At 52.3% G+C, this 12,656-nt stretch carries 13 protein-coding genes and 1 other RNA gene; 6 read left to right on the plus strand and 8 right to left on the minus strand.

Annotated features, from left to right (window positions below; all coding sequences use genetic code 11):
* Nucleotides 1-20 precede the first annotated feature (20 nt).
* From GO984_RS00715 to GO984_RS00740, 6 genes are all read right to left on the minus strand, one after another.
* A complete protein-coding gene (locus GO984_RS00715) occupies nucleotides 21-491 on the minus strand; it encodes an SspB family protein (protein ID WP_157020685.1) in 471 nt (156 codons plus the stop codon).
* Nucleotides 492-612: 121 nt separating this feature from the next.
* A complete protein-coding gene (gene chrA / locus GO984_RS00720; protein WP_245230946.1) occupies nucleotides 613-1,881 on the minus strand; it encodes a chromate efflux transporter in 1,269 nt (422 codons plus the stop codon).
* Complete coding sequence (locus GO984_RS00725) at nucleotides 1,878-2,687, minus strand: chromate resistance protein ChrB domain-containing protein (protein ID WP_157020686.1); 810 nt, start codon at nucleotides 2,685-2,687, stop codon at nucleotides 1,878-1,880. The genes chrA and GO984_RS00725 overlap by 4 nt, the downstream gene beginning before the upstream one ends.
* Before the next feature lie 124 nt (nucleotides 2,688-2,811).
* Nucleotides 2,812-3,243, minus strand: a complete 432-nt coding sequence (locus GO984_RS00730) for an ester cyclase (RefSeq protein ID WP_157020687.1) — start codon at nucleotides 3,241-3,243, stop codon at nucleotides 2,812-2,814.
* 168 nt (nucleotides 3,244-3,411) lie between these two features.
* Nucleotides 3,412-3,763: a transfer-messenger RNA gene (ssrA, locus tag GO984_RS00735) on the minus strand.
* Nucleotides 3,764-3,864: 101 nt separating this feature from the next.
* Nucleotides 3,865-4,596, minus strand: a complete 732-nt coding sequence (locus GO984_RS00740; protein ID WP_167740166.1) for an FCD domain-containing protein — start codon at nucleotides 4,594-4,596, stop codon at nucleotides 3,865-3,867.
* 153 nt (nucleotides 4,597-4,749) lie between these two features.
* On the opposite strand from GO984_RS00740, the gene GO984_RS00745 reads away from it, so the two are divergent.
* Both GO984_RS00745 and acuI read left to right on the plus strand, forming a co-directional pair.
* Nucleotides 4,750-5,853 carry a dimethylsulfoniopropionate demethylase gene (locus GO984_RS00745; protein WP_157020689.1) on the plus strand — a complete coding sequence of 368 codons (1,104 nt, stop codon included), beginning with the start codon at nucleotides 4,750-4,752 and terminating at the stop codon, nucleotides 5,851-5,853.
* Nucleotides 5,854-5,864: 11 nt separating this feature from the next.
* Nucleotides 5,865-6,857 carry an acryloyl-CoA reductase gene (gene acuI / locus GO984_RS00750; protein WP_157020690.1) on the plus strand — a complete coding sequence of 331 codons (993 nt, stop codon included), beginning with the start codon at nucleotides 5,865-5,867 and terminating at the stop codon, nucleotides 6,855-6,857.
* 45 nt (nucleotides 6,858-6,902) lie between these two features.
* On the opposite strand, the gene GO984_RS00755 is transcribed toward acuI, so the two are convergent.
* Nucleotides 6,903-7,775 carry a hypothetical protein gene (locus tag GO984_RS00755; RefSeq protein ID WP_157020691.1) on the minus strand — a complete coding sequence of 291 codons (873 nt, stop codon included), beginning with the start codon at nucleotides 7,773-7,775 and terminating at the stop codon, nucleotides 6,903-6,905.
* A 263-nt stretch (nucleotides 7,776-8,038) separates the two neighbouring features.
* Nucleotides 8,039-8,422, minus strand: coding sequence for a VOC family protein (locus GO984_RS00760; RefSeq protein WP_157020692.1), 384 nt, complete (start codon nucleotides 8,420-8,422; stop codon nucleotides 8,039-8,041).
* A gap of 128 nt (nucleotides 8,423-8,550) precedes the next feature.
* On the opposite strand from GO984_RS00760, the gene GO984_RS00765 reads away from it, so the two are divergent.
* From GO984_RS00765 to GO984_RS00780, 4 genes are all read left to right on the plus strand, one after another.
* On the plus strand, nucleotides 8,551-9,774 hold the full coding sequence (locus GO984_RS00765; protein ID WP_157020693.1) for an aminotransferase class V-fold PLP-dependent enzyme: 1,224 nt from the start codon (nucleotides 8,551-8,553) through the stop codon (nucleotides 9,772-9,774).
* A 176-nt stretch (nucleotides 9,775-9,950) separates the two neighbouring features.
* A complete protein-coding gene (locus GO984_RS00770; RefSeq protein WP_157020694.1) occupies nucleotides 9,951-10,391 on the plus strand; it encodes a TrgA family protein in 441 nt (146 codons plus the stop codon).
* A gap of 28 nt (nucleotides 10,392-10,419) precedes the next feature.
* A complete protein-coding gene (locus GO984_RS00775) occupies nucleotides 10,420-11,544 on the plus strand; it encodes an NUDIX domain-containing protein (protein ID WP_167740167.1) in 1,125 nt (374 codons plus the stop codon).
* 67 nt (nucleotides 11,545-11,611) lie between these two features.
* A complete protein-coding gene (locus tag GO984_RS00780; protein ID WP_138163191.1) occupies nucleotides 11,612-12,646 on the plus strand; it encodes a cysteine synthase A in 1,035 nt (344 codons plus the stop codon).
* The last annotated feature ends 10 nt before the right edge of the window (nucleotides 12,647-12,656 follow it).

A 12,656-nucleotide genomic window follows, 5' to 3' on the forward strand; every position in this document is an offset into this window, starting at 1 on the left:
TTTGGGTCCAGGCCGAATTTCTATTTTCTAAAACTGTCCAAGGATACGATATCCGCGTCAGTTTTTTGCTCGTCGTGGGGGGTGTTGATCAGCTCTTCGACGGGCGCAGGTACAGATGCATCACCCTTGGGCTCGTCATCAGGGCTTTCAAAGCGCAGGCCAAACTCTACTGACGGATCAACAAAAGTTTTGATCGCATCGTAGGGAATATAGAGCGGTTCAGGAGCATCGCCGAAGTTCAGGGTTATGGCAAAACCATCTTCGCCAACATCGAGGTTGTCAAACCAATGCTGCATCACAACGGTCATCTCGCCAGGATAACGGTCGGACAGCCAGTCCGCCAGTTCCGCATCTGGATGTCCGGTATCAAACGTGATGAAAAAATGATGGTTCCCCGGAAGTCCATTGTCGGCAATGTCCAGAAGCACGGTCCGGATAAGACCGCGCATTGCTGTATGCATAAGATTTCCATAGTCGATATCGCGGGACATATCGTAACCCCTTTAACCCATGTCTTAATCATAGGGGATTCGAACAGAAACAAAAGAGGATGGTCACAGTTTTTGTGATAATCCCTAGGGCTTAAGTATAAGAGGCATGTCGACTGCTTGTTTAAATAGCGAACGGCAGCAAGGATGTGCAGATACCGGCCAATGCCATCAAAAACAATGTCAGGAGCATGCTGCCCCGGGTGGCAAAGGTGAGGAGAGCCGCCAGTACAATGAGGCCGAGTGCTATCGGGTCTAGGCTATCCAATGTTGGTACTGGTAGTGAAAACACGCCGTAGTTGCGGTTCTCAATTTCGGTAAACAAGACATGCAGGGCAAACCAGACTGACAGGTTTAGAATTACGCCGACCACACTGGCGGTAATTGCTTTAAGCGCTGCCCCAAGCCTTGGGTGCGAAGATATTTGCTCTACGTAGGGTGCGGTCAGAAAAATCCACAAAAAGCAGGGCATAAAAGTAGCCCAAAGCGCAACCAATCCCGCTGCAAGGCCCATCCAGGGTCCATGTGCCTCTAGGCCGGCCAGCATAGCAACAAACTGAGTGACTAGTATGAGTGGTCCCGGGGTGGTTTCGGCAAGGCCCAGCGCATCAATCATTTGCCCCGTTGAAATCCAGGAATACTGTTCGACAACTGTCTGGCTCATATACGCCAGAACGGCATAGGCACCGCCAAATGTGACAACTGCCAGTTTGGCAAAAAACCAACCGATAGTGGCCAGGAAACTAGCACCAAATAGGCTGAGAGCGATCAAAGGAAGGAGCCAGAGCCCCCCCCAGATCAAAAGCTGGCGCCCAGCGTTACGAGCGTTCAATCCCTGCGGTTCAATGTCACTCACGACGTCTTTTTTGCCGAGGAACAAGCCGTATAGCCCTGCGCCCAAGACTATCATCGGAAATGGGAGATTGAGTGCAAATATTCCGACGAAACCTATTCCCGCCAGCGCCCATGCGTTGGATCCGTGCAAGGCTTTGTTTGCCAGCTTGCGTAGGGCCATCAAGACGATGACGATGACGGAGGCTTTGATCCCGAGGAAGCCAGCCTGTACCAAATCCAGAGTGCCATAGGATGCATATAGGCCAACCAGAACACCAATAATCAAGGCTCCTGGCATCACAAACAGCAGCCCGGCCAGCAGTCCGCCAGGTACACCTCGAAGTCGCCAGCCCGCATAGGTTGCCAACTGCATTGCCTCGGGTCCAGGCAGCAACATGCAAAAGGAGAGGGCGCGTAGAAACGCTTGTTCGCTCAGCCAGGGACGCTCTTCTACCAACTCCTTATGCATGACCGCAATTTGTGCTGCCGGCCCACCAAAGCTAAGCAGGCCGATACGTCCAAACACCAGCGTCATGGCGCGCCATGATGGCGACATCATTGGGTCACCGCCGGCCAGTCATGGCTTTCATCGTATCCATCGCGCGCCCAACGATACAGCGCATCATACAATGGCATCGCGGCTTCCAGTTGGTCGATGTCATTTTTATATTGTCGAGACAAGCCGACCGAGAAAGCAAGAAGCCCTGCTGCTTGAGGCGCTAGAACGGGGGTGTTGGTGTCGGCAGCCCGTATAACAGTGGCAAGCCGTGTCATGGCTGGGGTTACCAGTTTGAATTCTTCAACCATGACATCAAAACTACACAAGGGGCCTCGATGAGACCAAAAGGTATTTTCTATGTCAAATGGTGTGGCATCAAACAAATTGGCCACGGAAGTCACCTCAGCAGGAGGGACGAACAGGAATTGCGCTGCAGGGTCGACAAAGCGGCGAATTAGCCAGGGACAGGCAATACGATCAATTTTGGGGCGGTGTCGTGTAACCCAGCGACTGCCAACGATAGGCTCCGGTATAGCTGCAACAGGAACCAGCGGTAACCCAGCTGAACGCCAAGCAAAATTACCACCAGCCAGGACTTCGGCGGCGATGTTATGCGTGCGCAACAACGCTGCTGCCCCATGCGAGAGCTTCTTTCCCTTTTGGCAAATAACCACAACACGCTTTTCTTTCAGTTCGGGTACGAGTTCATGTATCTGCGCGTGAGAAACGCGTCGTGCAGTGGGAACAAGCCTGGGGTCGAGTGCAAAATCCTCATCGGTGATGACGTCAATAATTTGCGGGCAATCTGGTGTGCCAATCAGGCGCATCAGTTGGTTGGGGGATATTTCAGAATATGCAGCAGCCATTGGGCATCCTTTCCGTAACCGGAGTGTTGGATGCGAACCTTGGGCCTAGGCCTCACGGGGTGGTCGCAGTGACCCCATGGTTCCATGCAATAACGCTGCAAGGGCTGCTGTCAAGAGGATGGTGCTATTTCCACTGCATCGCTTGGCCAGTCAATAAGATAGGAACGGCCTCAGACGGTATCTGGTCCAATTGTTCAAATAGTGCCAAGTAATTGAAGTGACTATGGGATTCCACAATGACTTGATTTTCAAACCGAATGAACATTTGGCCAGTCATCTGTACTTCCGCTTCATTGTCTGAACGCTTGGCGTCGATTTCTGTGCGCACAGCCAGCCAGTCTTCTTGTTCCATGACGTGACTGAAAGAGACTTTGATTTCTTTTAGAAGTTCGCGGATTGCAGTCACCAACTCGCGAATGTCTTCTCGTTGCAGTGATGTGCCGGAAATCACACCAGTAGAATAGGTGTTGGGGCCGTACATTCGGTCAATTACGTTCAGGTTCCCATTAGACCAAACTTCGTCGAACCAATATTGTAACAGCTCGGTATTGGTCATGATTGCTCCCGTTGAAATTCAAGGTGAGAATGGCGACGACAAATCAACAAAACCTTAAGATCGGATTTCAGATGCGAAATAGGTAGAAAGCTCAGATGGTTGTCTGTTGGAACTACGTACGACCTCAACTATCCAGATCGACGGCAATAGCACAAAGAAGGTGGGGGAAGTGCAGGTTTCTGTTGCCAGGTACCTGCGAACCCCGCCAAACGCTGCAAAGCGAGAGGACTTAAGTTTTCGGTTTTCCGAACTGCTTACGCAGCGAGGGCTACCGGAGCACGATTGTCATTTGCAATTGTACAGTTTTCGCCGGTAACGGTGGCAGACAGCCGAGACAAAGCTAACCCCTTTAGACGTTCGTCGATCCTATTTCGTCCCCATGATCCCCAAATGAAGGATGTTTGGTGGAGACGCCGGGTACCGCCCCCGGGTCCGATCCGCTTATTACGAGCGCATTTATGTCCATAGTCCCCGAAGAGACAGGACGAATATAGGCCTTGGTTCTGTGAATTTGAAGAGGGAAAGCGATCGGGCGATTGAAAAAAGCTCAATTACCGCTGGAAAGTCGTAGAAGCGTGCCCGTACTGGTGAAACGCCTAACGTTCGATAGAAGGGGGAGAATTATTTTGATGCAGCGCGGGCCGCAAAGACATCGGCTGCAATTTTTCGGGTTTCGGCCTCAAGGTTATGCAAGCAATCGACGGCTTCCGCCCCGTCGCCGTTTTCAATCGCATCCGCAATGCTGCTGTGCAGGCACACCATGATCCCGCGTGACCGAGTTGTAAAAGTGATCATATTCATTAACGGTTGCATCGCTTCCACAGCTCCTGCCAGCTGGTAGGATAACACTGGATTGTCCGCGCCATCTACCAGGGCTCTATGAAAGGCGACGTCAGAGGCGCAGTAGGCTTCGTCGGTCAGGCTGGGTTGGCTTTGCCGAAAGATCTCGGTGCGCATGGTGGCCAGCTGATCAGCGGTGCGGCGTTTAGCTGAAAGTGGCGCGCATGCGCGTTCCAGCGCATATCGAGCTTCACAGGCCGTATCGAAACTAACCTCATTCATAGAAAGCAACAGGGTCGAGGTTGTAACTTGGTCCGCATAGGCCTCTTTGAAGCTTAGCCGATTGACGAATGCCCCACCGGTTGCACCCCGTTGTGTTCGGATAAGGGATTGGGCTGCTAATCTTTTCAGGGCTTCGCGAACTGTTGGGCGTGAAACTTGAAAGTAGTCAGCCAACTCTGCCTCTGAAGGCAGCCGTTCGTCGATGATCAGGTCTCCTGAAACAATCGAGTCCCGGATGGCTTTGGCGATTTGAGCCGAGAGGTTAGCGGAACTGTTTGGGTCAATTTTCACTTTGTTGTCTCGTGTCTGTGCTGTGAGCAGATGCGCAAATGTTTTTATTGTCTGACATTTAAAAGTCTGACACTAAAAAAGCAAGAGTTGAGCCGAAGGATTCTGTAGTGATTCCTTCTTCAAGTAGTCGTCGAGCAAGTCAGAGAGATAGCAATGGCATTGATTTCACCATCGCGGCGTTTGCGCAGAACCCCCTTTTCAGAAGGTGTCGAGGCAGCCGGTGTTAAAGCCTACACCGTTTACAATCACATGTTGTTGCCAACTGTGTTTGAGAGCATTGAGGCAGACTACCATCATCTAAAGAAACACGTTCAGGTCTGGGATGTGTCCTGTGAACGCCAGGTGGAGTTGCGCGGCCCAGATGCGGGACGGCTAATGCAGATGTTAACGCCTCGTGATTTGAGGGGCATGCAGTCTGGGCAGTGTTTCTATGTGCCAATTGTAGATGAAACGGGTGGTATGCTGAATGACCCGGTTGCGGTGAAGTTGGCAGAAGACCGATGGTGGATCTCCATCGCTGACAGTGATTTGCTATACTGGGTCAAAGGCATTGCGAACGGTTGGCGGTTGGATGTTCTGGTCGATGAACCAGATGTATCACCGCTGGCGATACAGGGTCCTAAAGCTGAAGAGCTTTTGGAACGGGTATTTGGCTCCAAAATACGCGATATCCGGTTCTTCCGGTTTGGCCTGTTTCAGTTCCAAGGGCGCGATTTGGTTATTGCCCGATCTGGATATTCAAAACAGGGCGGGTTTGAGATCTATGTTGAAGGTAGTGAAATCGGTATGCCGCTTTGGCATAAGCTATTTGAGGCTGGAGCAGACTTGGATGTGCGGGCAGGGTGCCCCAATCTGATTGAGCGGATCGAAGGTGGGTTGCTGAGCTATGGCAATGATATGACCGACGATAACACACCGCACGAATGTGGGTTAGGTCGGTTCTGCGATACTCATACTGCGATCGGCTGCATTGGTCGCGATGCTTTGTTGCGCATCGCAAAAGAGGGGCCGGTTCAACAGATCCGACCACTTTCGATCAGTGGAGAACCTGTCCCAGCCTGCACGGATTACTGGCCTCTATACGCTTCAGGTAAGCGGGTGGGGCGTGTGTCCTCAGCCGCTTGGTCGCCGGATTTCCGGATGAACGTGGCAATCGGCCTGGTTCGTATGACCCACTGGGATGCGGGAAGTAAACTTGAAGTCGAAACGCCTGACGGTATGCGCGTGGCGACTGTGCGCGATAGATTCTGGATTTGAAGGAGAGCACTATGTTCAATGCGTTAGTTGTAAACAAAGATAGCGAAAGCGGCAAAACCTCGGCTGCGGTAGAAAAGGTCAGTCTGGACCAGCTGCCAGGCGGTGAGGTGACGGTTGCGGTGGAATACTCCACAGTAAATTACAAAGATGGTCTGTGTATCGGTCCTGGTGGTGGGCTGGTTCGCAAATATCCACATATTCCCGGAATTGATTTTTCAGGCACAGTGGAAGCGAGCAGTGACGACAGGTACAAGCCTGGTGACAAGGTGGTGTTGACTGGCTGGCGAGTTGGCGAAGCTCATTGGGGGGGGTACTCACAGAAAGCAAATGTCAAAGCCGACTGGCTGGTGCCTTTGCCCAAAGGGTTGAACAGTCGTCAGGCGATGGCTGTTGGGACAGCTGGTTTCACGGCGATGCTGTCGGTCATGGCTTTGGAAGACCATGGGTTAATACCTGGCCATGGCCCGGTATTGGTGACGGGCGCCGCGGGGGGCGTTGGGTCAGTTGCAACTGCGATATTAGCCAATCTTGGGTACGAGGTGGCAGGTGTTACCGGACGACCAGAGGCAGCTGAGTATTTGACATCTTTGGGCGCGACCCAAATTGTTGCTCGTGATGAGATCAATGAAACTGTTAAACGCCCACTCGAGGCAGAAAGCTGGGCGGGCTGTGTTGATGCCGTTGGTGGTGCCATGCTTGCGCGTGTGCTGGGGCAGATGAAATATGGGGCATCTGTTGCGGCCGTTGGTTTGGCTGGAGGCGCGGGCTTGCCCGCTACGGTGATCCCATTTCTGTTGCGCGGGGTAAACTTGTTAGGGATCGACAGTGTCATGCAGCCTTATGACAACCGTCTCCGGGCCTGGCAGCGCGTTGCTTCGGATTTACCAATGGATAAGCTGGAAGCGATGATTCAACCCGCCTCACTTAGCGATTTGCCGCAATTGGGTGAGGCAATTTTAAAGGGTGAGATTAAGGGACGCGTAGTTGTTGATGTGAATGCGTAAAATAAACCCTGGCGCGGAGTGGCCGTGCCAGGGCTTTCACGAGCTTTAAGAGTTCATCTCGCCAGCGTTTACAATAGGAGCGCGGAAATTAGGGGTTTTGAACCTACTGCGGGTCTTGTTGCCAAAACTCAAACTTAGGCCAAAATAGACAGAGTGGAACGTCGCCTGCTCGTCAATCAAGGTGCGGCCAACCCGTACAAAATCGCCTTGATACCCAACAAACCAATCCAGTCGCTCTGAAATTGGTTGTTGATAGCGCAAGCCAAACTGAAGCCATTCACCATCATCATGATCGGAGCTTTCTTCGAAATCTCCAAATCCAGCAGCGAGATTGCCGGTTAACAGACCTTTGAATAGGGGACGAGAGTGTCCGATATTCATATAGGTCATATCCTCTATGCCATCGTGATCAGGATCCAGGCCATCGTCAGCCATATGCATGTATCCCGCCTGAACAAAAGTATTGCCCCAAGCCTTTTCAACACCAATACCAAATAGGGGGCCGCCATGTTCGTCATCGGCATTGTTGTTGGCGTTTGCCCAGGTCGCAAAGATACCCCATGGGCTCTTTGGGTTACCCAGCGAATAGTGCAGGCCGTACCCGTGGTACCGAGCATTGTCATTTCGAGATGACGGATTGCTGTGGGTCTCTCCGTGCTCGTCGTAGGTGAAGTCCAAATAGAGCTGGTTGCCATTTTCGAATGAAACCAACCCACCAGCATATACGCCACCGCCACTCGACGAGGCGCACAGCTCAGTTCCGCCACTGTCACAGCTTTCACCGTCGTCCAGGGCGCCAGATGGATTTACCTTTTGAAGCCATACGTCGGTTTCGGCACTAAAGCTTTGGGCGGTGATTGGTGTTGAAAGTGTGAGCAACACAAGTATCTGAGGGAGGCAGGCGAGGCGATTGAACATAGCTTTCCGTGGCTTTAACTCTTAGTTAACGCGCCTCTTATTGAAGTTAGAGATCAGGTGTTCTTTTGGTTTCTTGAAATCACCGATTGCATCAGACCGTGTTGCTGCAGAAACACATCGGGATGAGTTTGGGAGGCATTTGAACACGCTATGGAGGTCCCACTTTTGCTAATTTCCCGCCTGGGTTCAATTCGACGTTTCGGAACAACAGCCGTGATTCACCCAAGTCGAAAAGACCCCGGAGCAACCCCGGGTCTTCGACGTTAGCGATCGTTCCCAACAAAGAAACCAACAGTGTTCCCGTCTGGGTCTTTTGCATAGAAAAAGCGACCCGCTGGAATTTCGATGGCAGGTGATGTGACCTCACCCCCAGCTTTGGTAACTCGGTCCATTACGTCTTCCAATTTACCTTCTGCTGCTAGGTGCAACGTGGGTCCAGAACCCTCGATGGCAGGTTTGCCGGGGTAGAGATGCAAAGCGACGCCAGAGCAAGGATCGGCGGGCTTAAACATCGCAATTGGGTTGGGTCCGCTGGAGTCGATTTGCAATGCAGCGCCAGTCACGATGCCATAAAACTCGCAAGCCTTGGTTAAGTCAGTAACGGGCAGTTCGCCCCAGACCAAGAAGTGTGTGGGAGAGTAAGTCATAGAAGTTCATCCTTTGTTTTGACCTTTTCATGCTGCCAGAGGCTGTTGCCAGTTTTTGACATCAGCAAGAGGGCTTGACCTGTGCTGTCAACAACGGCACTGATTTCGCAATATTTTGGGGAGTGAACATGCCGTTGGATATCGATTTTGTACGCAGCCAGTTTCCTGCGTTTTCCGAACCCAGCCTGCAGGGGCAGGCATTTTTTGAAAATGCCGGTGGATCATATACTTGTCAGCCGGTAATTGACCGACTGACAAGGTTCTACAACCAGCGCAAAGTACAGCCCTATGCCCCTTATGAGGCCTCCACGCTGGGGGGGGCTGAGATGGACGAAGCCAGACGTCGCCTTGCAGCTATGATGGGGGTTGAGACGGATGAGCTCAGCTTTGGCCCCTCAACCAGTCAGAATGTTTATGTACTGGCTCAGGCTTTTCGCAAGTTCGTAAGTCCAGGCGAAGCAATTGTCGTGACCAATCAGGATCACGAGGCCAATACTGGTCCTTGGCGGCGGTTGGCGGACGAAGGTATTGAAATTCGGGAGTGGGTGATTGATCCGCAGACCGGGCATCTGGATCCAGCAGATCTTGAGAAAATCTTGGACGATAAAGTGCGTCTGGTTTGTTTTCCACATTGCTCAAACGTGGTGGGTGAAATCAATCCTGTGACCGAAATTACAGCATTGGCTCATGCCGCTGGCGCGTTTGTCTGTGTTGATGGCGTCTCCTATGCACCGCATGGTTTACCCAATGTTGGAGAGCTGGGGCCGGATATCTATCTGTTTTCGGCCTACAAAACCTATGGCCCGCATCAGGGACTGATGGTGGTGCGAAAAGCGCTGGCAGACTTGCTACCCAATCAGGCGCACTATTTTAATGGGGGTGTAGGGTACAAACGGTTTACGCCGGCAGGTCCAGATCATGCACAAGTGGCCGCCTGTGCCGGGATGGCTGATTACATTGAAATGTTGTGCGATCATCATGGCGGACCCTCAGAGGATGCCGCGGCCCGAGCAGCCTTTGTTCATGATCTCATGCGCGCTCAGGAAGTGAAGCTTTTACAACCGCTTCTCGACATGCTGCGAGAACGCAACGATGTGCGTTTGATAGGGCCGGACAAGGCTGAATTGCGTGCGCCAACAGTTGCCATTCAGTTGAACAGACCGGCTGAACCGGTTGCGGCAAAGCTGGCAGAGTTGGGGATCATGGCTGGGGGCGGGGATTTTTACGCTGTACGCGCGTTAAAAGCCCTGGGTGCTGATCCCGAGGTAGGCGTGCTACGAGTTAGCTTTACTCATTATACATCAGAAGAAGAGGTGAAGGCACTGATCGCGGCTCTCGAATCCGTGCTCTGATCTTGGTCCTCATAGGCAGTTGTTTGATGCGTCGTCTGCGTGGCGGGTGACGGCATCTAACTTCAATACCAATGAAACACTGAATTTCCGCTAGGCCTATTGCACGGAAGCTCCTAAAATGGATCAATTGAACACGATACTGACTGCTTCTTCCTATCACTAAACGGATCTAATCTATGCCCACAGGCGCACGACTGACCGCGGCTCTCTGCCTCGCGCTACTTGCATTTCTCTTGTCGGGAGAGATCATGCCATTGATGCCAGAGGGCACCAATTTTGGCTACTTTACGCCGTTGAATATGGGTTTAGGGCTCGTTGTGGGGTGGGTCGTGATGGGCAAACGAGCGGGACGCGGATTTGTGCCTGCTCTTAATAATGGAATAAGCGGGGTTGCTGTGTTGCTGTTTTGGGGGCTGTTTATTCAAGGCACCTATGAAATGTTTCAAAAGGCAATGCGCAACCATTATGATGGGCCGTTTGACGCACTGTCAGCAATTTTCACTATCGGGCTTGATTACGCCATTATGATTTTTGTTCCAGAAGTGATCGTGACAGTGCTGATAGGGGCGATTGTTTCTGGTCTTGCCACCGAAAACGCGTCACGACGCTGGCGTTAGTATTTGTTAAAATAAAAGGTTACGATACGTGACGGATCTCTTCTTCTATGGCACTTTGCGTTATGCTGCATTGTTGGAACTGGTTCTTGGACGGTCTGGAACTGATCTGGATACTTTTCCAGCCAGCTTGGCGGGGCACGGTATTTTTGCGGTTAAGGGAGAGATCTTTCCAGCCATCGAAGAGCGGGCCGGTCATGTTGCACATGGGGTATTGGTCCGGGGGCTTTCCAATGAAGATGTGGCAGCACTTAACTTCTACGAAGGCGGGTTTGACTATGATTTGAAGGACGTCATGCTGCAATTGCAGGACGGAACTGAAGCAGTGGCTTCGGTCTATTTTCCTCAACCTGGACTATGGCAGACAGGACCTGCATGGACCTTAGAGGAATGGGTTACAGATTGGGGAGCTCTGACCCTACGTGCAGCCCAGGAGGTCATGGCCTATCAAGGCCGGATGAATGCATCAGAGGTGGCTCGGTGTTTCCCGTCAGTTCGAACCCGGGCTGCGGCATGGATCGCGGCTCAGGCGCGCCAGCAAGATCCGGATCACGACCTTGCTGAGGATGTGGTTGTGCACGCCCACAAACACGCTCACTTAAATTTTTTCGGCATGGAAGAAATGGATCTCCAGTTCCGGCGCAACGATGGCAGTCTTAGCCCGGTGATGAACCGTTGTGCAGCACTGGTTGGTCGCGCGGCTGTGGTTTTACCTTATGACCCGGTTCGCGACGAAGTGCTGTTGGTTGAACAGTTTCGCGCCGCCACATTTATCGCTGGAGAGCAAAGCCCATGGATGTGGGAGCCCGTTGCCGGGTTGGTGGATCCAGGGGAAACAGCGGAACAAGCAGCACATCGTGAGGCTATGGAAGAAGCGGGTGTGGCGCTGGATACTTTGGAACCTGTTGCTCAGGTCTATCCGTCCAGTGGCGCATCGGGGGAATTCATTCACATTTTTGTTGGGATCGGAGACCTGTCTCGCCGTGAGGCTGGTGGGGGGCTAGCCTCGGAAGGGGAAGACATTCGTTGCAAAGTCATCAGTTTTGAAGACTTGATGGTCGAAGTAGATGCTCAGCGTTTTCTGGATATGCCGCTTATGACTGCGGCTTTGTGGTTGGCGCGGCATCGTACACGGTTGCGAAAGGCCAAAACCTAGCATCTTCTGACCTTGAGATCATGTCTGGGCTTGTCTACATCAGAAGAGATTGATCGAAAGGGATACCATGCGCATCGCACGTGATCTGGCCGACGCTATCGGCCACACTCCACTTATCCGTTTGAATCGCGTCAGCGATGAAACGGGTTGTGAAATTCTGGGCAAAGCCGAGTTCATGAACCCGGGTCAGTCGGTGAAAGACCGTGCTGCGCTATATATCATCAAAGACGCCATTGCGCGGGGTGATCTGAAGCCAGGTGGAACCATCGTTGAAGGGACCGCCGGGAATACTGGTATTGGCTTGGCGCTGGTTGGGGCGTCGATGGGATTCAAAACGGTGATCGTGATCCCGGAAACCCAGTCCGAAGAGAAAAAAGATATGTTGCGTCTGGCGGGCGCCCAGCTTGTCCAGGTGCCGGCGGCACCATATCGCAATCCAAACAACTTTGTACGTTATTCTGAAAGACTGGCAAACGAGCTGGCTAAGAGCGAGCCCAACGGTGCGGTGTGGGCCAACCAGTTTGACAATGTTGCTAACAGATTGGCGCATGTAGAAACTACTGGTCCCGAAATTTGGGAGCAAACCGATGGCAAGGTCGATGGTTTTGTCTGTGCTGTCGGTTCAGGTGGTACGTTGGCTGGGGTCGCCGACGCGCTGCAGCCAAAAGGTGTGAAAATTGGTCTCGCTGACCCGATGGGGGCTGGGTTGTTTTCCTACTACACCACCGGTGAAATCGCGATGGAAGGCGGCTCGATCGCTGAAGGAATTGGTCAGGTTCGTATCACCAAAAATCTGGAAGGTTTCAAACCGGATCTCTCCTATCAGATTTCCGATCAGGAAGCCGTGCCCTATATTTTTGATCTGTTGCATGACGAAGGTCTGGTGCTTGGCGGTTCGTCGGCAATCAATATAGCCGGTGCAGTGCGCATGGCTCGCGATTTGGGCAAAGGCCACACTATTGTCACAGTACTTTGCGACTACGGCACACGCTACCAATCCAAACTTTTCAACCCGGATTTTCTGCGCGAAAAGAACCTGCCTGTGCCAGACTGGATGACCCATACACCAGCCTCGATACCTGGTGTGTTCGAAGAGGTATGACGCAACTGAT

This window comes from Parasedimentitalea huanghaiensis, assembly GCF_009753675.1.
Classification (GTDB): Bacteria; Pseudomonadota; Alphaproteobacteria; order Rhodobacterales; family Rhodobacteraceae; genus Parasedimentitalea; species Parasedimentitalea huanghaiensis.